17 protein-coding genes are annotated in these 23,386 nt (G+C 33.2%); 5 read left to right on the top strand and 12 right to left on the bottom strand.

The genetic code is table 11. The features are described 5' to 3' along the window. Positions 1-238: 238 nt before the first annotated feature. The 3 genes from BM371_RS15400 to BM371_RS15410 all read right to left on the bottom strand — a co-directional run bounded on the left by BM371_RS15400 (position 239) and on the right by BM371_RS15410 (position 5,193). A complete protein-coding gene (locus tag BM371_RS15400; RefSeq protein WP_034679886.1) occupies positions 239-2,599 on the bottom strand; it encodes a beta strand repeat-containing protein in 2,361 nt (786 codons plus the stop codon). Between the two features lie 396 nt (positions 2,600-2,995). Beyond that, the gene (locus BM371_RS15405; RefSeq protein ID WP_034679887.1) at positions 2,996-3,571 is read right to left on the bottom strand and encodes a hypothetical protein; all 576 of its coding nucleotides are present in this window, start codon (positions 3,569-3,571) and stop codon (positions 2,996-2,998) included. 164 nt (positions 3,572-3,735) lie between these two features. Then, positions 3,736-5,193, bottom strand: coding sequence for a helix-turn-helix domain-containing protein (locus BM371_RS15410; RefSeq protein WP_131431030.1), 1,458 nt, complete (start codon positions 5,191-5,193; stop codon positions 3,736-3,738). A 563-nt stretch (positions 5,194-5,756) separates the two neighbouring features. Here BM371_RS15410 and BM371_RS15415 point away from each other — a divergent pair. The 5 genes from BM371_RS15415 (at position 5,757) to BM371_RS15435 (ending at position 11,633) form a co-directional block, all read left to right on the top strand. Further along, entirely contained in the window at positions 5,757-6,764 is a 1,008-nt protein-coding gene (locus tag BM371_RS15415; protein WP_034679889.1) for an Omp28-related outer membrane protein, read from the top strand. A gap of 34 nt (positions 6,765-6,798) precedes the next feature. Beyond that, the gene (locus BM371_RS15420; protein WP_165571809.1) at positions 6,799-8,655 is read left to right on the top strand and encodes an Omp28-related outer membrane protein; all 1,857 of its coding nucleotides are present in this window, start codon (positions 6,799-6,801) and stop codon (positions 8,653-8,655) included. Positions 8,656-8,725: 70 nt separating this feature from the next. Beyond that, positions 8,726-9,466, top strand: coding sequence for a T9SS type A sorting domain-containing protein (locus BM371_RS15425; protein ID WP_034679897.1), 741 nt, complete (start codon positions 8,726-8,728; stop codon positions 9,464-9,466). Positions 9,467-9,478: 12 nt separating this feature from the next. Then, the gene (locus tag BM371_RS15430) at positions 9,479-9,970 is read left to right on the top strand and encodes a TlpA family protein disulfide reductase (protein WP_034679900.1); all 492 of its coding nucleotides are present in this window, start codon (positions 9,479-9,481) and stop codon (positions 9,968-9,970) included. Positions 9,971-9,980: 10 nt separating this feature from the next. Beyond that, the gene (locus BM371_RS15435) at positions 9,981-11,633 is read left to right on the top strand and encodes a DUF6029 family protein (protein WP_034679904.1); all 1,653 of its coding nucleotides are present in this window, start codon (positions 9,981-9,983) and stop codon (positions 11,631-11,633) included. Positions 11,634-11,759: 126 nt separating this feature from the next. Here the strand turns inward: BM371_RS15435 and BM371_RS15440 are convergent, their stop codons facing one another. The 9 genes from BM371_RS15440 to BM371_RS15485 all read right to left on the bottom strand — a co-directional run bounded on the left by BM371_RS15440 (position 11,760) and on the right by BM371_RS15485 (position 23,267). Next, positions 11,760-13,211, bottom strand: a complete 1,452-nt coding sequence (locus BM371_RS15440; RefSeq protein ID WP_034679906.1) for a helix-turn-helix transcriptional regulator — start codon at positions 13,209-13,211, stop codon at positions 11,760-11,762. A gap of 1,084 nt (positions 13,212-14,295) precedes the next feature. Then, positions 14,296-14,943 carry a response regulator gene (locus BM371_RS15450; protein WP_034679910.1) on the bottom strand — a complete coding sequence of 216 codons (648 nt, stop codon included), beginning with the start codon at positions 14,941-14,943 and terminating at the stop codon, positions 14,296-14,298. Positions 14,944-14,946: 3 nt separating this feature from the next. Then, entirely contained in the window at positions 14,947-15,675 is a 729-nt protein-coding gene (locus BM371_RS15455) for a sensor histidine kinase (protein ID WP_034679913.1), read from the bottom strand. Positions 15,676-16,091: 416 nt separating this feature from the next. Continuing rightward, positions 16,092-17,528 (bottom strand): hypothetical protein, encoded by a 1,437-nt coding sequence (locus BM371_RS15460; RefSeq protein ID WP_034679917.1) that lies wholly within the window; start codon positions 17,526-17,528, stop codon positions 16,092-16,094. A gap of 11 nt (positions 17,529-17,539) precedes the next feature. Further along, positions 17,540-20,338 carry a hypothetical protein gene (locus BM371_RS15465; RefSeq protein ID WP_034679920.1) on the bottom strand — a complete coding sequence of 933 codons (2,799 nt, stop codon included), beginning with the start codon at positions 20,336-20,338 and terminating at the stop codon, positions 17,540-17,542. Positions 20,339-20,348: 10 nt separating this feature from the next. Next, complete coding sequence (locus BM371_RS15470; protein ID WP_228376822.1) at positions 20,349-21,149, bottom strand: fimbrial biogenesis chaperone; 801 nt, start codon at positions 21,147-21,149, stop codon at positions 20,349-20,351. An 80-nt stretch (positions 21,150-21,229) separates the two neighbouring features. Then, a complete protein-coding gene (locus tag BM371_RS15475; protein WP_074958798.1) occupies positions 21,230-21,775 on the bottom strand; it encodes a peptidoglycan-binding protein LysM in 546 nt (181 codons plus the stop codon). Between the two features lie 315 nt (positions 21,776-22,090). Further along, a complete protein-coding gene (locus BM371_RS15480; RefSeq protein WP_034679969.1) occupies positions 22,091-22,636 on the bottom strand; it encodes a hypothetical protein in 546 nt (181 codons plus the stop codon). A gap of 322 nt (positions 22,637-22,958) precedes the next feature. Beyond that, positions 22,959-23,267, bottom strand: coding sequence for a hypothetical protein (locus BM371_RS15485; protein ID WP_034679967.1), 309 nt, complete (start codon positions 23,265-23,267; stop codon positions 22,959-22,961). Between the last annotated feature and the right edge of the window lie 119 nt (positions 23,268-23,386).

Below are 23,386 nucleotides of genomic sequence, written 5' to 3' on the forward strand. Positions count from 1 at the left end.
TTTTTAAAGAATATGAGGTCTTCATTCTCAAAGGTTTATCTTTGAAATGCTGCTATCCCTATAATATCCGGCTACATTTTGATTAACATCTTGGCGGTGCCCGAGAGGGCAGGTCTTTTTTTCCAATGATAATATTTAAAAATGCAGCCTTGAATCTCCTAAACTTTTTTTCATCATTTTAAAGAAGGAAAAGAAGGCATGCATTAAGTGTTTATAAGTATTTTTCTATATCAAATTTTTATTCTAGCTTTAATATAGACACTTGGGTTGATAATGCTTTTAAACTAGTACCTGCAGTACTACAGTTTCCGGACACACCTCTACCTAATTGTATCTGCCAGTTAGTATTCCCTGTAATTCTTGAGGTGTAAGTAATTGCACCTCCGTGGTTTTGTGAACCGCCCGTATTATGCGCTGCTGTTGAGTGGATTCTGTTTGTACCACTACTACCATTTGGGAAATCCACAAAATATGAAGACAGCGAGCAAGTACCATCATTCGTCCCTGTAGACTCGTACACAAAAGTAATCTGATAAAGACCCGGTCTTAATAAAACAGTATTAGTACCTGAAGTGAAGGTAACTCCAGTAGCTCCAGTTTTATTTGTGACTTCTGACATTGGAATTGACTGCAAGCCTCCGGCTCCAACTCCCGACAGATATGTTCCGCTAGTTGTCAACTGAAAAACTGCGGGTCTTGGGATTCCCAAATTATCAAATTGGGAAGAGATGTCAACTGTTTTCACCCTGTTCGAAGCATCAAGCGCCAATAGTTTATCTGTCGCAGCTACAGTTCCTAATCCCGAAATAGCCAAAGCATTGGTGTTATTGTTGGTTGCAATAGTTGTAGTTGTATCAGATAATGTACCTCCTAGTTTTATATTATTACCGGCAGAAGCTGTTAATCCATTGGATGCTGTAATTGCCCCTGGAGCCCAGGAAGTGCCATTCCAAATCATTGTCTGCCCAATAGTTCCTCCATCTGTTAAACCTAATGTATATGGACTGCCCGAGGTTCCTGCTCCGACACGTACTAATCCTTTATTGGTTGTTGCATTTAATACCTCGTTACCAATAACCCCATCTACTTCAGATGTAAGAGGGACACCTGTAATAGACCCTAATACACCATTAGCATCTGCAACCACAGTTCTGGTAGCGGTAAAGGTTTGGTTTTGAGCAGAAGAAGCCAAACCATTGCTTTGTGTATAGATGGCGTTTAAAGCTCCGTTAGCAGGAAGGCTATTAATCCTTACTGCTCCTGCAACTTCCAGTTTCTCGGTAGGTGCAGTTTTCCCGATGCCGATATTACCTGCAGGAGAACCTGTAGAACCGGACATTCCTGTTCCAAAGATGGCATTACCAATGTTGAGCTGATTGCTGGCAGTTGCTGAAGGAACATAGGTAGAATTCCCGATTATTATATTATTACTTCCGGATAATGCTTCATCTACACCTGAGTATCCCGAACGATATCCCAAAAAAGTATTATTACTTCCTGTTAAAAACCTCCCTGAGTAACCTCCCAAAACTGTGTTATTGCTCCCCAATCCATAATCTGTAGCACCTCCGTCACCTTCATAAGCATATGCACCAAGAGCTACATTGTTGCTGCCGGGCTCTCCAGAACTCGTCCTCATTGTTCTGAAACCAATAGCAGTATTAAAATTAGCTGTAATATTAGCAGATAATGCATTTATACCTAATGCAGTGTTAAAACTACCGCTGGTATTTGCGTGCAGTGCACTGAAACCAACACCAATGTTCGAATCTCCGTTTGTGTTATTTAGGAGTGAATAGGTACCTACAGCAGTATTACTTTCACCTGTCGTATTTGATGAAAGCGCAGAAGATCCAAAACCAGAATTGAGCACTCCAGTGGTATTTAAACGTAAAGCATTAAATCCAAATCCACTATTCTCATATCCTGAAGAATTGGCCAAGAGCGAGCCAGCACCAAAAGATGAGTTATTAACTCCTGTTGTGTTCGCAGCAAGCGAATAATTTCCAAAGGCAGCATTGCTATAGCCTGTTGTATTAGCAGAAAGGGCAGAAATTCCAAATGCAGAATTGTTAAGTCCTGTCGAAGTAGTTGGAAGCGCAGAAACACCAAAGGCAGTAGCCCCTAGGTTCTCATTAATCCAACCCGAATGTATATTTTTTCTTTTAAAGATAAGATCTACATCATCCGTAGTTCCGAGGAAATTAGTTCCGGCTGCTGTTCCGGTATTCCCTGTGATATGCCAATCATCTGTTTGTGCACCTACACTTCCTCCGCTGATCGCCACCCATTTTGCACCGTCAAAATAAAAGTAACCTACTGTAGTTACATTTACTGTTTTAGTGGTTGTATTTGCTGGTAGCAATGCTTCTGTAATGTACACTATCGCACCTGTCTGGTTTGATGCATACAATGCATCCTTGAGCTTTAGCTCGGATCCTTTTAAACGTGGGGCAATAAAGCCATCTGTTTTTGTAATATCCGCTGCTGAAGCTACGACATCCAGTGTAGCATTAGGAGCATCTGTATTAATACCAACCTGTGAGTAGGCTGTTGCATAAGATGCCAAAGCTACAACTAAAATAAATTTTATTTTCATAACTAAATTTTTATTTAAAATTATCTATTAGGGAAAAGGGATCAAAAAGATGCACGTGTAATTAAGCATAGGGTTAAAATTCATTCGGAATAATGACATACACTTACCACTAATACTCTAACATATTATAGATAGCTTTCACCATAAAAATCAAAACTATCATCATCTTTGAATCACCAGAGGAAATTATACGATAAAGCTTTAAACCTACTATTATTTAAAAACAGTAACTATCAGAAATATTTTTTACAGCTTCCTACTAAGGATATAAAAATCTTATCAGCAGTAAGATATTAATGAAATTAACTTTAAACATTTTAAGAGCCACACATTTCATGAAAATTCTCTACAGCATTTATTAATCAAAAACTGAAAGAAAATAAAACGTAAATTTTATTAGCACAATGGCGGAGAACGAGAAGATTTATAATAGTTGTTTAGGTTATTATAAAAAGGGTTATTTTCATTGATTTTTACATTTTCATACAAAATGTTTAGAATCCTATACTTTGCTTCATCTATAATCCCTAATATTTTCCATTGAGAATTTGATTTAAAAGCAACAAATTGATTTTTATCAGTTAAAGAAAAAGAAGAAGAAGAAGAAGAAGAAGAATCATTGTTAGATCGATATACTAATTCAAGTTTTTTAGATAAAAGCTCCTCTTTCTTAGGTTTAGGCTTTTTGTCTAACTGAGAATCAATTGCCAATTTTTCACGATTATTATCAGCCAAATCTTTCGGATTTTTTTCTTCATTTAAAACTATTTCTTCAGAACTGGGCTGTGATCTTGTACTATCAATATAAATCACTGTTCCTTCTGTAATAGTAATTTTTTCTACATCTGAAATGATTATTTGAGCACTACCAAAATTGAAAAGAAAAATAATTACTACAAATTGCAATATCAAAAACTTTCTTAATAAAAAATTAAGAAAAGGATACGGGTAAAATGTAGAATTTATAGACATAATTTAATTGAACAATTAGATAAGACTTTGGTGTTTTTAAAAAAATTCATCATTTATATATAAACTAAATTTCGATAGCAAAGGAATTGCACAGAATATTGAAATCAAAAAAAACACCTACCATTTTCATACCACATAATTTTAATTAATTGAATATCAATATTTTACAATTCATTTATCCAAATATTGATATCTACATCAGACGGAATATTCAGCTTTTTTCTAATTCTATTTTTACGATTCTGTATAGCTTTTGATGTTACAAACGTAAACGAAGCAATTTCCTTTGTAGAAAACTGTAATTTTAAATAAGCACAAAAAATCAGTTCCGAATTTTTCAGTCTTGGATTTAATACTAATAGTTTATCACAAAATACAGGATAAGCTTCTTTAAAATAAAATAAGAATTCAGCAGAGTTAGATTTTGCTAAGGAAATAATTTCTTCGTATGATGCACTCTGTAATTTTATATCTACCGTGGTCGGTTGTTGATTTTCTTTTGTTATTATGGCTTTTTTATATTTCTTATAAAAAATTATGGAAATAATAATTGCCAGAAATAAAACAATAAATAAAATAAAAAATAAAACCAATCTATTATATGATTTGTCATCTTTAACCATATCTGCAAAAATTATATCTGCAGAAGCCTGTACTCCATTCTGCCTTGCATTGAAAATACTATCTTTCATTTTAGAATATTTATCAAGAAATTTAGACTGAAGTTCATAATCTCCCAACTCTTTATAATTATTTGAAAGAAGCTTATATGAAGCTAATATCTGTTCGCTTCTATTTCTGTCTTTAGAAAGTTTTAGCGCCCAAAAAGTATATTTTATTGATTCTTTGTAATTTCTCTGATGAAAAAGAATGTCAGCTCTTTGAATAATTCCAACATATTGGAACTTAGATTTTGTTGAAATACCAAGCCTTAGTGCCTCATTATTATAAAATGTAGCCGAATCATCAAGGTATATATTCTTTTCAATAAAATAATCAGATAAATTAATATACGTGAAATAGAAATCTTCCTGACTACTTACTTTATTTCTTAGTAATAATATCTTCTTTAAATAAATATACGAGCTATCAAGATCACAGCTTGCAGACAGCTGAGTATACGCATGAATCTTACCACGGTAAATCTCTTCTGATTTTTTATAATTATTAGATAGAAAAAACTCCTTTCTGAACTCATCTTTTGCTTGATTTTTAAATCCTTGAGCTAAAAAATTCCTACCTTTAAGATCTGACAATCGAATATGAAATTGAAAATTTCCCTGAATATATGCTGGGAAATCTCTCTCAATGATTTTAATATAATCAAAACTTTTATCATAATTCCCCAAATTGCAAAAGTCATAAGCGATCTGATAATTACTTTTGATAATTCCAATTTTATAAGAATTTAGTAAAGACAAACGCAATGCTTTCTTGCTGTACAGTATACCCGTATTAAAGTTGAAATTATTTGATTCCCTACATGCACTTTTTAATAAAGTATCTATCTCTTCTTCTTTGCTTATTTGTAGATCATTGGATGAGAAATTTAGTAGTATGACTATTATTAAAAGGCATAAAGCATTTTTAGCTACTACTCTTTGGTTAAACGAAAAAAACATTAGTATTCATTTGTATTAAACAAAGAAATGAAATCAGGAATATTTTCAGAAAAACAATAGTGCCACTTTGATACCACGTTTTTACAAAAGTCTGAAAATCAAAAGTATAAAATTCAAACATCGAATTTTCATCACTGACACGTAATCTTTAAGACAATCTTCCCCTACGCATGTATAACTAAATCATTATAATGTTTTTAATCTTACTCATTTGTACATAATCCGTCTTAAAACGAATATTAACAAATATCAAAATTTTCAATTCAAAAAATATAAATAACTGAAAAACAACACATTAAATAACACGTGGTACATTTGATGTATCTGTTTTTTTTGAAAATATTTTTTTATTTAATAATATTTGCTCGGAAGAATTTAATCAATTTCATTATTAAAATATTCAATTCTTCATTTTGACTCAAATTTTTGCTAGAGTTAAGTAGATAAAATTCCCATAAACAATAAAAATTGCAATGCTTCTTAAAAAACACAAATCTTACTTTAATAAAAATAGTATAAAAAAAATACTGATATTTAGTTATGCAATATCTGTCTTATTCTTTATGTTTTCATGCAGTGGTTCAGAAAGTGATGAAGGCAATAATGTGCATACCTATCTCATCATAACATCAGATGGAGGAAACGAAAAATTGTTGGGAAAAGCATTTACATTCAGAGTAAAGGATAATCTCAGTAATGATGTTACACCAAACTGCAAACTATATGTAAACGGTAATTTAATTTCCGGAAATGCATATACCCCAACAGAAAAAGGTATATACACTGTAAAAGCAGAATTCAAAGACTTACCTATAAACCCTATTTCCATAAACGTAGTGGTAAATGAGGGAGTAAGCTTTAAACACAGAATTTTGTACGAAGATTTTACAGGAACATGGTGCGGATACTGTACCATTGCATTGGCAAGACGCGATAATCTGGAAGCTCAGACACAAGATTTTGTTTTTATAGGGATTCATGGGCCCAGTGGAACTACAGATCCCTGGTCTAATACAACAAGTACGGAAATGGAAATTTTCAAAAACGTTTCTGAATGGCCCGCCATGTTTATAAACCGAACTACAGTCTGGGCCTATAATTCAAATTATTCGGATCTCAATGTTCCTTTAAATCAATTGAGTGCATTGAGTAAAATAGGAATTAAAATAAGCTCTTCCGTATCCGGTAATATCCTTAACGCAGAAACTAAAATTTTCTTTTCTCAAAATTTCAGTGATCTCAAAATAGTCGCTTTTATAGTTGAAGATGATCTTGTTCATGATCAAAAAAACTATATAAGTACATTGTACGGAGGAGGAAGCTATATCTACAATTATGTGCATCATAATGTTTTACGAAGCAGATTGACATCTTCCGTAGTGGGCGATATAATTCCCGGATCACAAACAGTCATCTCGAACGAATATTCAAAGAATTTTCAATATACAATTCCTTCAGGCTATCATACTAATAATCTTAAGGTGATTGTAATGATTTTAAATGCTAATGGAAATGTACTCAACGTAAGAGAAGAAAAAGCCGGAATAAATAGCAATTATGAGTTTTTATAACATAGAAACACAACAAAATTTAATAACTAAACTTATGAAAAAAACACTATTATTTCTTTGTATTCTCTTTTTTGGAATACATCATTCGCAGACTTATTATTTCCAAAATTTTAATACCGGAGGTTTGAATGGATGGACAAGTACTGATCTTGACGGTGATTCCTATAGCTGGTATATTATAAACGGAAGCTACCCTACAGACCCGAATTTTGGAAGTGGATTTCTGGCTTCTTCTTCATTTTTCGATGTTCCTAATAATCTTATCACGTCACCACTCATTAATCTGACCGGAATTATAGCTTCAAATCTTAGACTTACGTACGATTTAAAAACTTCAACGTCTTATCCCAATGAAAAATACTCAGTATATATTACAACTTCCAGTAATCCCTCAGTTATAATTGCTTCTACACCAGTTTATACAGAAATAGTTGCTACAGGAGGATTTCAATCACGAATTATTGATCTCACCTCTTATATAGGACAACAGGTTTATATTTCTTTTAGACACTATGACTGTAACATGAATTCTATTGATTTAGATAATATTGTGGTAGAGAGCTTACTTAATTATAACGGAATGCTTTCAGGTAATTTTACCCTTGACCGTTACAGCCTAATAAATACAGATAACTTTATTGTGACAAAAGTAAAGAATCTGGGAACACAGCCCGTAAATAATATTACAGTCAATTGGAGTGACGGAATAACAAATCATCCTGCAACAATATCAATTCCTACAATTACAACCGGGCAAGAAGTTTCATTTACTCATCCTATTCTTGTAAATTATTCTTCAGGATTAGAAAAAAATATAACAGTAAGTCTTACTCATATGAACGGGGTTGTTGAAACTGATCTTACAAACAACAGTAAAAATACCAAAACTAATTTTATAAGTCAGAATTCTCCTAAAAAGGTATTAATAGAAGAAGGAACAGGAACCTGGTGCGGATGGTGTCCCGAGGGTGCTGTTGCAATGGCTTATATGGATAATAATTATGCTAATAATTACATTGGAATTGCCGTACATAATAACGATCCTATGACAGTGACTGAATATAATGCTGGTGCACAGATTTCAGCATTTCCAGGTATGAATATTGACCGTGTGGTTTTAGATTATTATGTAAATCAAACATTTATGGAATCTGCTGTAAATGCCAGAAAGAATATGTTGGTTCCTGTAATGCTCAATGCATCTTCTGCTTTATCAGGAAATTCTCTTTCATTCAATGCTTCTGCAACATTCAGAACTAATTTCAGTAATGCTAATTTCAGATTTGCAGCAATTTTAGTGGAAGACGGGGTTCAGGGTACCACATCCGGTTATAATCAGAAAAATTATTATGCAGGAGGTTACAACGGACCAATGGGTGGTTATGAGAATCTACCAGGCTCAGTTCCCGCATCACAAATGGTGTATAATCATGTGGGAAGAATGTTGATAGGAGGTTATTATGGTCAAGCCGGATCAATTCCTTCTGTGATTACAGATGGACAGGTTGTAAATTATCTTTTTAATGTTACGATTCCTTCAACCTACAATACTAATAATCTGAAAGTTGTTTTGCTTTTGTTGGATGCTTCCACCGGAGAAGTAGTCAATTCCCGCTCTTTCCTACTGAATACGTTAGGAACAAGCTCTGTTGAAACCAATAAAAATTATCTTACTGTATATCCAAACCCAGCTTCGGAGTATATTAAAATTCAGGCAGAAAAAAATGTTGATCTTAAATTTTATGACGCTTCAGGGAAATTAGTTTTAGAAAAAACGAATGTTTCACCAGATACCACTGTTTCTGTTTCGGGATTGACGAAAGGAATTTACATTGTTTCTATTAAAGAAAAAGATTCTGCACCAAAAACTAAAAAATTAATTATTAAATAACTAATCAAAAATCAATCAGTAAAATCTAATTTTTTTAGGTTTCCTATGATTTCTTTAAACACTTTCAACTATGAAAAAATTAACATTTATATTACTTTGTTTATTATCATCTACTTTGAGCAATGCACAGCTTTCTTTAACAAAAGATGATAATACCCCTATTACAAATGGACAGATTTTTACATTTAACACAACTGATGAATCTGTTGCTACTTTAAAATATAAGATAAAAAATATTTCAACGAGTGCTATTAATGTACGTATAAAAATTATGAGTATTCAGAACGGCACAGGAAGCGGATTTCAGTTCTGCTATTTAACAACTTGTATTCCTTCTGTGTCGGTGAATGCCGTTTATCCTTCTAATTCAAACGCAGCTATTCCTATTGCAGCAAATTCAGAAACTCCCGCTTTGGGATATAATATGTGGAATACAAATATAGGAAACGGAACAACACCTATTAGTTATGTAATAAAATTTTATCAGGTTGATGGCAGTAATCAAGAAACGGGAATTCCTATTACGATTACTTACAAATATGATCCAACTGCTTTAGCTGTAAAGGAAACTAGTGATAAATTTTCCTTTGCAAATGTTACTTCAACGTTAATCATTGATAATATCAACATTGTTACTTCAGAAAATATAGCTTACAAATTATATTCTATGGATGGAAGTGTTTTATTGAATGGTACGATGAACAAAGGAAAAAAATCTATTGATATTTCTTCACAGAATTCTGGAGTATACATTTTAACTATGAAAAATTCTCAGGGGGAAATGAAGTCTGAAAAATTGATTAAGAAATAATTGATATTAAAAATGAAATTGATCTTAAAAATATCACTATTGACTTTTTGGGTTTTTACCTTAAATTTTTTTTCATGCCAGCAAGTTCCAAACATTTCTATCAATGATTTAAGCGGAAATAAGTTAAATATTTCTAAAATAGATTCTTCTCAACCTGTTGTTTTGAGCTTTTGGGCAACTTGGTGTTTACCATGTTTGGAAGAGCTCAATGCAATCAGTGAAAAATATGATGATTGGAAAAAAGAAGCAAACTTTTCTATGTATGCTATTTCAACTGATGACGCAAGAACTAGCTCAAAAGTAAAAACTATAGTAAAAAGTAAGGGTTGGGCTTATGAAATTTTATTTGATCCAAATCAAAATTTGAAAAGAGCGTTGAATATTAATACGATTCCTCATACAGTTTTGATTCATAAAGGAAAAATTGTGTATTCTCATGTAGGATATTCTCCCGGTGATGAAGATGAACTGATTGCCAAAATTAAAGAATGTTATAGGTATTAATTTTTTTAGAATGCAAAATAAATTAATAACCTTATTGTTACTTGTTTTCAGTGTCAATTATTTTTGCCAGCTAACCGCAAATTTAGAATCTAATGCACAGTATTATATTGATGATAAGAAAATCAAGCTTTCTGAAGTAGAATCTTCCCAACGTTTTAGGTCTAACAATTATTTGAATTTAAACTATAAATTAAATGATTTTACTTTTGGAGCACAGCTAGAGTCATATGCGCCCAAAGCTTTACTCAATTACTCCCCTGCTTTCAAGGAGACAAACGTTGGAACATACTTTATTAATTACAATAATGAAAAAGCTGGAATTGACGTTACATTAGGGCATTTCTATGAAGAGTTTGGAAGTGGTCTTGCGTTGCGTTTGTGGGAAGATAAACAGTTGGGAATAGCAAATTCCCTGCTTGGAGGAAGAATAAAATATACAGACCCGGATCAGATAATTACTATTAAAGCTCTTATGGGAAAACAAAGAACAGGTTTTGAGTTAACCAAAGGACTCATTAGTGGTCTGGATGCGGAAATAAAACTTGATTCTTTAGCAAGAGCAAACAAAGTACATACAACCATAGGTTTTAGCTATGTTAATAAATATGAAGATAATAAAGACAATACTTTTTATCCTAAAAGTGTTGAAGTTTATTCCTCCAGAGTAAAAATGGAATATTCAAAATTTAATCTGGAATTTGAATATCTCTACAAAACGAAGGATAATATAAAACAAATATCTGTTTTAGATTCTAACAATTTGTTTTCAGGAAATGCTTTTTATATTAATCTTTCTTATGCCACAGAAAGATTTGGAATAATTGCTAACATAAGAAGGCTGGAAAATTTCAATTTCTACTCTCAACGGGATCAGATTGGGAATATCTATAACAATGCTGTTCTCAACTATGTTCCTGCCCTTACGAAGCAATTTGATTATAGCCTGGCAAATATCTACGTATATCAGGCACAACCACAGCTTACCTTTTCTCCTCAAAAAAAAGCCGGAGAAATAGGATCACAGTTTGACATTTTTTATAAAATAAAAAAAGGAACCGTGCTTGGAGGAAAGTACGGTACAGACATAGCTTTTAATATATCTAATTGGTATAGCTTAAGAGGTACATATCGCTCATATATAAATGATTATAATGATTACAAAACAGATTTTTTTACATTAGGTGAAAAATACTATTCAGATCAAAGTTTTGATATCAGAACGAGACTAAAAGAAAACTGGAAGATTGCTTTGGTGTTGATCAATCAATATTACAATACCTATCGTACAGAAGAAACATTAGGTAATGTAAAAGCGCAAACAATAGTTGTCGACAATATCTACAGATTTTCAAAAAGTTCTTTAAAAGTTGAGTTACAGCATCAATGGGCAAATAGTTATCATGGTAATTGGGTTGCAGGTCTTGCTGAATATAATTTTAGAAAGAATTGGTCTTTTTTTATAAATGATCTTTACAATTATGGTAATTCTGATGGAAAAAATAAGTTGCACTATTATACGTCTGGAATAGTCTTCAGAAAAAATAGTTCAAGAGTGCAGGCGTCATATGGAAGACAGCGTGGGGGGTTGTTATGTGTAGGCGGAGTTTGTAGGTTTGTTCCCGAAAGTGCAGGTTTATCTTTAGGAATCAGCACTAATTTTTAAGAAAATATTTTAGGAAGCAATAACATTTCTTTGCTGTTTTATATTTAATTTTTTATAAGGCATTTATACTTTACAGGTTGAATAAGGTTCCGTAAAAATTACTAAATCTAATGTTGGGCATAATATTCACCCAATCTTATTTAACCAAATATTAATATCTTCATCAGAAGGAATATTCAATTTCTTTCTTATTCTGTTCTTGCGATTTTGTACGGCTTTGGAACCTACATGAGTATAGGTTGCGATTTCTTTTGTGGAAAAATTAAGTTTGAGATATGCACAAAAAATGAGCTCAGAATTAATTATCTTAGGATTTATTTTTAAAACACTATCACAGAAGTCGGGATATACCATCTTAAACCTCACTAAAAGAGACGGATCATTTTTTTTTGCCAATTCAATTACCTCATCAAGTGTTGTATTCAGTCTATTTTTAAGCATATCTGCTTCCTCTTCCTTCTGACTGAATAATAAATCTTTGTGTCTTTGTTTTCGTTTATACTTATAAAGAATAAATATAACTATTCCCAAACTGGCCAGAATAATAATGATAATACTATAATAAAGAGTTCCTTTTTCCTCTTTTTCTTTCTCCATTTCATCATTAAGAAATTTTTCTACCGGAATATTTATTGTTCTTTCTTCTTCTAAAGCGATATTGTCTCTTAGTAGAGAATATTTTGCGAGATATTCATTTTCCTTCTGAATATTATTCATTTTTTTATATACCTTAGCAATGAGTTTACAGGCTTCTAAGCACCTCTCTTTGGAACCCATTTTTTGTGAAAGTTCTAATGATTCAAAAAGATACTTTAATGCTTTTTCATACTCCTTCTTCTCACAATATAATGCTCCATATGCTCTAAGTACATTAATCTTTCCTTCTAAAGGTATTTTTTTAGCTAGTACTAATTCATTTGCTTTATTAATATAATATTCTGCTGAATCTGTATTCATAGCCTTTAAATGCCTGTCTGATATTGAAATATATAGCATAGGCTTTGGAGCCGACATACATTTGCGCTCATTACTATATACAGAGTCCATCATACCTAAATAGCTGAAGCTCGATCTTTTCCAGTCATAAACAAATTGCTTTCTTCTTTCTCTTTCTTGTCTGTCCGGAATCTTATAGGCAAATTTCAGAGATGTATCAAAATATTTTATTGCCAGCTTATGTAAACTCAATGAATAGTAATGTACTCCATACAAATAGTACATCCTTGACTTTAATAGGTCATCATTAAAATTCTTAAGTTTCTTTTCTGCAATTTCAAGAAAGTGTAAACTTTCCTTATTTCTATTTAAAATAAAGAAAGCATTAGCCAGATTGATGTGTCCTCTTATTTCACCTTTGGTATAATGTATTGCTTCAGCATTTTTAATCAACTTTAATTCCTGTAACACAGCTTTATTAATATCCCCGTTCTTGATTAATCTGTCATATTCTATTTGCTGCTGGCTATCGATCTGCTCAACTGTTAATGTTTGCGCGGTGAATATGTTCATTAGAAAAAACAAAAAAAAGATTCCTAATTTCTTTAAATAACACCCTATATTTTTAATTTTTTTTATCATTCCTACATTTCCTGAATTTTAGGAAGAGCTAGTTTCTATTTTTCTTCGATCATTTTAAAAAAGGACTATAATTCCGTTTGTTCTCATTACTATCATTGAGTTTAATTGCCCAATAAAGTTCATTTTAACCCGAAATTCATAATATTAAACCAAGTAATAAGCAGTGAATAATCCTCAACATATATGCAAATTTTTACAAAAATAAATAAACTTTTTAACGACACATTGAATTTATATTAAATTTATAACATTATTTTATTTCTTACGGTTTCTACAAAAAATAATAATATAGTTGTTATCTTTGTCCAGGATACGATTCTTATGAAGGTTCTGCACTAGTATTGCTTCTTTGAAAATGGCACGACTTCACCGTCATTTACAGAAATTTTCACATAATTACATTACTCGCATAAACATTTTTCACCGTTTTAAGCCATACTTACTAAATTATAGAATGGGTTTGATTAGTGACTTTTTATGTTTATAAGACAGAAATGGTTATAGTTCAAATTTTCCAAAATTCTTTCTAAAATCTTCAATCAAATGTTTCGACATCTCTTCGATCCTGGGTACTTTAGGAGACAACTATTTAATAGTTGTCTCTTTTTATTAATACCCATAAAAAACTCTTGAAATCGAGGTTGTTTGGAACAGTCATTTTTCATCAATAGAGAAAGAAAATGAAGGCTGGATTTTACACTTTAAAAATAGAAAAGACTTTATCGCTGCAGACGGAGCAAACTCGAAAACAATGCCTTATTTGACGGATATAAAACCATTTTATTCAGGGATTATGCTTTAGAATTAAGTGAAAGTCTTACAAATAATAAATACTCCTCTACTTTGGGAGCTATTTCAGAATATGAGAGCAAGAGCTTCAATAATTGCACAAGAATCTCTTGATAATTGGGAAAAGATGCATTAAAAATGTTCTTTTCACAATGCTTGAATTTTTTAATCATCAATGAAAATAATAAAAAAGTAGTCTACAAAGAATCTTCATCAGAAAACAAAGGTTTTGTTTATCGCATTTTAAAAGATTCCACGATTTCTCAAGATGTCAAAACTCAAAACAATAGAATATTTACTGATTATAAAGCCTAAGAATCTCCACCAATTCTGGTAAGGATCGTACTTTCAGCTTCTCAAACAATCTAATTTTGTAAGTACTGATTGTCGATGGATGAAGATTAAGCTGATTAGAAATTTCTTTGAGGGGAAGACCTTCTGCAAGCTTATTGGCAATTTGTAACTCGCGGTCTGAGAGTGCTTCAAAGGGTGAATTTTTTGTCGTTCCATTTAATGATTCTAAAAACATCGCTTCTTTTACCTCATCACTTACGTATCGGCCAGTACTAAGCATCGCCGTCAATGCAGTTTCAATTACTGCATTAGAGCTTTGTTTGCTTAGATAACCACCTGCTCCCATTTTTAGATAGCGCATAGCATACAACTCTTCATCCTGAGAAGAAAATATGAGAATTCTCAAACTGGGTTGATGTATTTTTATGTAATCAATCGCTTCCTGAACAGAACCATTAGGCATATTAACGTCCATAATAGCCAGATCTAATTCTTCTTTCTGAATTACTTTGAACAGCGATTTATAATCCTCTACTTCTGAAATTATGGCACTGGGTCTTAGTCGTTTAATCGTTTGTATCAAACCCATCCGGACAATACCATGATCATCTGCTACAACAATACGAACATTTGATTTTAAATCCTTCATTCATTAAAGTTTAGGTAAAAAAATGGAAACAGTAGTTCCTTTATTTTCAGACGAAATGATGTCGATGTTTCCGCGCATCAAGGATACAAAATTTTTTACAATTTTCAAACTTAATCCAACTCCTTTTTCTCCAGCAGTTCCTTGGAATATTGGATTACCATAAGTATAGATCATTGATAAAGATTTTTCGCTCATTCCCATTCCGAAATCTATCACAGAAAGTATGACCTGGTCATCCTCTGTAACCTGCTGGAAATAAATATCTTGTCCGGCTGATGAATATTTTATTGCATTGTTAAAAATTTTGTCTAAAACATTTTCGAGCAGAAAGCGATCAGTTAGAAGAAATGCATCGGGATCTCCTTTAAAATGGAATTTAATATTTTTTTCTTTTAATTTTACCGCATATTTTTCTTCAAAATGGTGAAAAAGATCAGTCACCATGATTTTCACAGGTTTAATCTGAAAGTTCCCGTATTGAGTTTTCAACCAAGTCGTGCTGTCCTGAATGGTTTGCAGATTCTTCTGTGCATCGCTTTTTACCTGCGGCAACAACTTAAAAAAATCTGCCTCAACTATGATCTTATCTTCCAGCGCTTCTATAAGCCACAGAAAATTTCCAAACATTTCTTTTGAATCGTGAGACAATATCGAGATCAGTCCATTCTTAAAACTGATTTCGTTTTCCAGTCTTTCGATTTTTAATTGCAGTTCGTTAATTTGGTCTTTCATAGATTTAGTATTAATGCTTAAAAAAACTATTTCTTTATTTTTTTAAACATAGTTTACTCATCAGACAGTATTTGTTAAAGTAACGGTCAATTAAAATGTCTTTTCTTAAAGCTTACAGCCCCTTTTCTTTCTCGCAAAGAAGAGACCTTGCCGTCAATGCAATAATACGTATTTCAATAGTTTTTCGCAAGGCTATTGTGCATGGATTTCTTCAATATCATTGAGATGGAGCGCTTTTCTATTCCCAATCCTGTCAATTATTGTGATCGACGAAATGTATAAAACTACAACGACGCCACATAAGTAGCGTCGTGAATAATATCTTTTTAATGTTTTCAAGACCATCCATCATAGGTAATCTATAACGATCGCATTGATTCAGACTTTTTTTTCCGTGATTTGAAAAAGTATTTTACTTAAATTGCCGTAAAACTATAATAAACATTAATAGAATAAGTGGTATTTTCCTTCCCTACCAAACCTTGGGCACCCGCAGCTGGTATGGTGTATCTTACGTTCAGCTGTCTGTCTAAAACTGGTGTTCCGTTAAACAATATTTTTTGCGGAGTTTTGGATAATGGAGCATTTACAGAACTTCCATCCACGCCAATTTGCAATATGTTGGAATTGATGTCGGTCTGCAGACCTCCTTTCTTAAAATAATTTTCGTCCGATTTTACATACAGTTCAAAACTTTCATTGTTGGACAATATAATTTGGTTTGGAATCACTTGCGACTGACCATCGGTGTACTGAGCGGCGGTATTAAAATTAAAGTTTACATTTCTCCCGGAACTGGGTATGGTGATCTCAGATCTAGGCAGTACTTTTAATTGAACCGCTGTATTCTGCAGGCTGTTAATTGAATTATCTGTACTTGTGGCATTGAAGTTCAATTCAAAAGTATAAGTTCCGGCTTCAAAAAAATTATTTTTAAAATCTTCCGCAGACACATAAAGCTCCGGGGTGAAGCTGTTTCTGTTTCCTGCTACAACACTGAAATTAGCAGCCGAAAAATTCTGAAAATTGGCAGATAAAGCTTTGGTGGTAAGTACAGATCCGTTACTACCCAATTTGATGCTTGCTATATTTCGGGTTCCTGGAACACCTTTAGAGGATGTGAATTGAACATTATTGGCAGCAGCTTTCGCCCAAAAATTAAAATCGACCGTATGCGCAATTTCCGTATTACCCAGATCCCATACCCGTGTACTTGTACTGCGGTAGTCATTCAAAGAAGATATTTCTATGTATTTTGTTAAAGATGATGTGAGCCATCTTATAGATGAAGGAATGACTAAAATCGTTTTAAAATTACGTGGTGTGAAATCATTATAATTTTGACTGATATCCATTGAATAATTCCCGGCTCGGTATGCATTAGCTGCAAACTGAGCAGCTGGTATTTTAAAGGTAAAATTGATATTTCCCTTATTGAATCCTCCTCCGAAAATAATAGACCCGGGCGGATCAAACCATCTCAGAGCACTTGTACTGAAAGACTGAAAACCTGGTAAAGAACCTGAAAATCCGGTAGATGGCAACTGCCCGCCCATACTTTCTAATTGCCACAGAAGAGTAGAGCTGGGTAAAGTAAATGAAGAAGAAGACTGAGTAAAAACTGGTCCGGAAACAGAGGTAAATGTAGGAGCTATCGGCGCTAATCCAAAAAAGGTATAATCCCAGTTTGTTCTGTTGGGATTCACCATTACTCTTGTAGGAACTGAGGTAAATTCAACCCTGTTTAAAATATTATTTTCAGGAACAGACAGGTAAATATCCTGAGCTTTCGCGACTGTTGATCCGCAGAACACGGTAAAAATTCCTATTAAAAAACCTTTCATCGTTTTCATATCCTCTAAATTTAAAACTTTTTCACCTTTATGGTTGTGTCTTTCTTCTTATATTCAAAAACCACGGTTCCTGAGAAACCTTCTTTTGTCACCTGAATAGTTTGGTTGGGCTGAGTATAATTGTATTTGTCATTTTCAATATAGAGGTCGTATTTTCCATCTTTCAGGAAAAACTCAAACTCATTTTTTTGGTTAACCACAGCGGTGTGGATCACGCCATCTTCACCTTTTGCATACACTACTATTCCGGTTACATCTGTCTCCAAAACATCGTAAGCTTGTTTAATCTCCGTTAATTTTCCGCTTACCTTGATATTTTTTACCAAGCCTACTTTACGGTTGATATTTTTATCTACCATAATTACTGGATCCATCATCAATCTTGCCCCTGCATTTTCATTAACTTTAAGTGTATAAATACCTTCAGGTACATTCTGAAAAACTACTTTTCCGTTTTTATCGGTCATTGCAACAAAATTATCAAGTTTCACGATTTCATTTGCAAGAACCAATTCACCTGATTCCAAAAGTCCATTGAAATTTTTATCTTCAAATAACTGGAACGTTACTTTATGATTTCCAAGAGCCGTAGCTGCGGCAAAATATTTTCTAATCCCGATTCTGAACTGGTAATAACTCCCACTGCTTGCATATTCCGCCGTAGATTTATAACCAGAAATATTAAAATAACCTGTGCTCGACCAGGAAGGTGAAATTTTATATTCCAGATTACCACTTACATTGGTATTTAAGTTTTTGTAAAGTTCCGAATAGAAAGTTCCTGCTGAAAAAGATCCAATCAGATTATTCCCAAGCATCTGGAAATTATACGAAGCAAATACATTGTAGTTGGCGAAATTACGGTCTACATTGTAATAAGAATTCAGATCAAAGACAGTGATCGCATTCCATTGAGCTGTTCCGTTGAGGGAGAAAGATTTATACCTGTAAGACAGTGTTGTTTTCAGACTGTTGAACCAATCGGCTTTGTTTTCGTCTTTTGAATAAGAATATTCCGCCGACCAATTCAATCCGTGAGCACCCAAAGTAGTGCTTATGTTAGCTTCCATGCGGTAAGAAAAAAGTTCCTGCGATGTGTAAAAATTGGCTGTTTTTTGCCTTTCAACCTTTGGAGACAATAAGAAATTCCACTTCTTTGAAGAAAACTGGTAACCAGCTCCTAAAGATTCTGTACTATTGAAATAATAATGCAAATTAGCATTTCCCGTTTGGATAGGCGCATTCTGGAAACTCAGGAACTCAGGATCTACCTGCGAATTTTGATACTGTATAAAAGCACGCTGAGAAGCAGAAAATTGACGACCGATACGTTGATTTGAGAAAAAAGACCCCCTTTTGATCCCTGCATAACTACTGGTGGCAAAGGTATTAAGAGATTGAATATCCCATGTCCCTATTTTTCCGTCGTAGTTGGCTCCCATTGTAGCGCCTACGTTTTCATCTTTATTCGAAAGACCTTTTTCGTGGCTCAGACCTGCTTCTGTGCGGATTGTATGTTTATCATTAATTGAAAATGATGATACTGCATTCGTTACCTGTGTATCTACATTCAAACGCGGATCATGATCGAATAAGTATGACACTTTTCCATTAAAAGATTTAGAATTTCCGAAACCATATTTTGCACCTACCATGGTAGATCCTTCTGTTTGTTGGAAATAAGTACTTGCCAGGTTGTAATTATTTTCTAGCGCAAGAATTTCAACCTGATTATTATTGCCAAATTTCGTAGAAACTTTCCCACCTCTCCCGAAAACCGGGTAATCGTAATCGTTACTATTAACATTTCCTAACCTTAATACTGTGTTTTTTCTCTCAAGTTCCAACCAGGTATCATATAAATTATAAAGACCATCCTCATGATAATAATCTGCACCTAAATTGATACGCGATTTCAAATTTTCAGTCACTCGAAATGCTGCGTTTCCTCTTAATTGTAGAAAATTGAAGCCCGAACTGTTTTCGTTATAGCTAAGTTCCGCATAATTACTTCCGTTTACTGCTTCATTTCCGCGGGCAATTTGTCTGTTGTTCGACAAAATGACTAGGTGGAGCGTGTTGCTTCCCACGATTTCGTTATTAAGCAGGTCTGTGGCAGTTGCATTAATATTAAATTCCGGAAAAAGCGTATTCTGTTTTCTGACCACAATTTTGATCTCAACCGTTTGTTTTTCTAAACCTTCAAGAGATACGGTTTGTTGTTTTGGCATCATTTCCAACCCATCAGGAATAGATTGCAAATCAATCTTAACAGTTCTTTTACTATAGCCTTGGTTTTCTACAGTCAGCAGAATTGAGGAGTCTGGAGCGGAAGGATTAATGAAATTTTCGTAAGCTGTCGTATAAATTGCAATGTTTTTGTTCTCTTCTTTATCAACAAAGAACGAGGCATTATCAGTTTTATTAACCGATGATGTAGTATATGAAACCTGAAACTTGATTTCATTGGATATCAATTTCATAAAATCTACATTGGCGATCAGCTTTATAGGAAGATTTTTAGACTGACCCGCACCTAAGATAAAGTCATTTTTAGGATAAAAAAGTAAACCCGGATAATTTTCCGAAGGCATAATATTCTGAATCGTAATTTCTTCAGAACTTTTATTTTCAATGACCAGAAAATTAGTAAAAGTAGAACCCTTTTCAACGGCTACTCTTTCATTTTGAAAACGGATTTCGATATCCTTTTTTTCCTGCGCAAAGGCAAACGAAAAATTAAGAAGAACAAATGCAAAAAACAAGATTGCTTTTCTTAATGATATCGATATACTTTTTTGTGGTTTCAAGACTTAATTATTAAAATTTAAAGTTTTTTTCTCCTACGCGTAAATCATTGGATCCTGCCATTTTGATAATAGCCACGCCAAGATAGTTCCCTGAAATATTCTCCGGTAAAGAAAATTGAACAACCTGATTCGTATTGGGAAACATAGAGATCGAAATTGCGGGTAATTTTATTTCCTTACCACTGTCTGTATTGGTCAGTTCAAATTCAACCGTAGCATCATTGATGGTATTTCCATCGTTGTGGATTCTTACTGCTACTTTTCGGTTCGCTGCATTCTCATTATTCAACTCTGATATATTGGTAATATCCAAACTTTTTGTATGGTTCCCAGGTGGTGTATAAAAGATGTGAAGACCAACCTCAAATAAGGTAATAATACCAATTCCATTTTGAATGCGTGCCTGATCTGCCTGCTGAGGAAGTTGCGTGAAAAACAACATACTGTTTGTAACGTCGGATTTTGAAGCGTTTGCAGGAATCTGCATGGTTACTACAATCTCCTTTGTACTTTTCGCAGGAACTGTAATCGCATTTTCTAAGGTAGATACCCAAGCAGCATTCGAAGTTTTTGAACTGCCTGCCTCAAGATACACTTTATTTCCATCTTCTTCTCTAGCCCAATCTTTATAGTTGAGATTAAAAACATAATCCTTATCCGAGCTGTTTTGAAGCGTTACTGTTTGTGCCACTTTTTCTCCCGGATTACCTGTAAAGAACAGCCGCGTAGGCGACATAGAAATACTTTGTGCCAGAATTGAAGAAGAACCAGTAAGGATAATGAAAATAAAAAGGTGAATAAACTTGCGCATGGTGTAAATTGTTTATAATAAAAGATTCCCAAAACTACTGAAAACGTAACAAAAGAAAGCTCTACAAACTAAAAAAATTATTATAAAGCTGTTGCAGTATAAGTTACTGTCTGCGTATAAGTTCCGGCTGGTTTACCTAAAATATCCGAAGATGATGATTTCGAAGCTGGAATCGTATAATCCAAGTTCAATGTTAATGCACTTCCAAGTGGAGCATTTGATACTAAAGTTTGATCTGCTGCAGATAAAACGACAGCCGTTTTTGTTCCCCCCATCGTTCCGGAAGCTGCTGCTGCTTTGATCGTCAAAACATTTACTGGGATTAAGTTCGTTCCATTCATAAAATTAGCACCTCCTGCTTTTACTTTTACGTTGAAATTCTTCGTTGAAGTCACTTTTAAAGAGTTGGCTTTAGTAATGGTTTGATCAGAGTTGTAGTCTGCTGCAGTAGCATAGTTGAAGTCAACCGTATTACCGATTGCAGTACTTCCGGCGTCGATGGAGATCACATCATTCAGGGTAATGTTTACTGTTGTTGTTGCAGTTGTATTTTGAGCCTTAACATTGTTAGTTCCTAATATTGTTGCTACGATAGTTAAGGCTGCGATTGCGATTAGTTTTGTCATGATAGTTATATTTATTTTTATTCTTTGTTTAATTGTTCTCTTTTGAACACTACAAATCTACGGCGGCGGTAAAAGTTTCTTTGTAGTGGAAAACGGAAGTTCATGTAGTAAAATAACTACACGGTTTATTCATTTGGTTTAAATACAAAAGCCCTCCACATTTTGAAAGTGTCAAGGACTTATATAATTGCTGTGTTTTTTTATAAAGCTGTTTGAATTTTCTCTATATCTGTATCAATACAAACAAAATCAAAGGCCTCCTGTAGGAAGCCTTCGAAACACCAAATCACAAAATATTAATATGAAAAAAAATTATTATAAAGCAGTTGCAGTATAAGTTACTGTTTGTGTATAAGTTCCCGCCGGTTTACCTAAAATATCCGAAGATGATGATTTTGCTGCAGGAATCGTATAATCCAAGTTCAGTGTCAATGCGCTTCCCAGTGGTGCATTTGTTACTAAATTTTGATCAGTTGCTGATAAAACAACAGAATTTTTTGTTCCCCCCATCGTTCCGGAAGCTGCTGCTGCTTTGATCGTCAAAACATTTACAGGGATTAAGTTCGTTCCATTCATAAAATTAGCACCTCCTGCTTTTACTTTTACGTTGAAATTCTTCGTTGAAGTAACTTTCAAAGAGTTGGCTTTAGTAATGGTTTGATCAGAGTTGTAGTCTGCTGCAGTAGCATAGTTGAAGTCAACTGTATTGCCGATTGCAGTACTTCCGGCGTCGATAGAGATCACATCATTCAGGGTAATGTTTACTGTTGTTGTTGCAGTTGTATTTTGAGCTTGAACATTGTTAGTTCCTAATATGGTTGCTCCGATAGTTAAGGCTGCGATTGCAATTAGTTTTGTCATGATAGTTGTATTTAATTTTTATTTTTATTTAATTGTTATCTTTTCAACACTACAAATCTACAGCAGCGGTAAATGTTTCTTTGTAGTTGAATATGGAAGTTCATGTAGTAAAATAACTACACGGATTATCCATTTGGTTTAAATAAAAAAAGCCCTCAACACTTGAAAATGCTGAGAGCTTATTTAAAATTGATTTTACTTACAATGCAATGGCGGTTTTTAAATAATTTGTAAAACAAAAATTTTTTCCAATTCTATAAAAGCATTAATTAAATGCTATAAAAAAGTATTTTTGAGAATAGATGTTTCTTTATATTTTATATTACTCTCTTATTTTTAACCTTACACTTGTTACAATTTCGTCTTTAAAGTATAGTGATAATGATGTAAGGGTGTTTCCAAATTTATCTGATTCAATAGGATAAGACCATTTCATGGAAGTATAAATATGTGGCTCATGTCCAAAAAGTTCACGTATTTCTTTTTTGCTTTTCCCAATAGGAATTTTAAATTTGAAAATATCATTAACAAGAGTTTTTCTTTTTTCTGGACGGGTTTTCCAAAGGATGCTATCAAATTGATGATTACCAATTTCAAGTAAAAACAATAGCTTTTTTATTAGATTCGGCATATTATCTTTAATTATTTGATTATTACATGAGTTTTACTTATTATACTAAATAGGCCATTTTAACATTAATTTCATAAGATATTCAGAATTATATCACTTTTAAATTCATTAAAATTAAT

The sequence above is a fragment of the Chryseobacterium formosense genome (assembly GCF_900116415.1).
GTDB lineage: Bacteria > Bacteroidota > Bacteroidia > Flavobacteriales > Weeksellaceae > Chryseobacterium > Chryseobacterium formosense.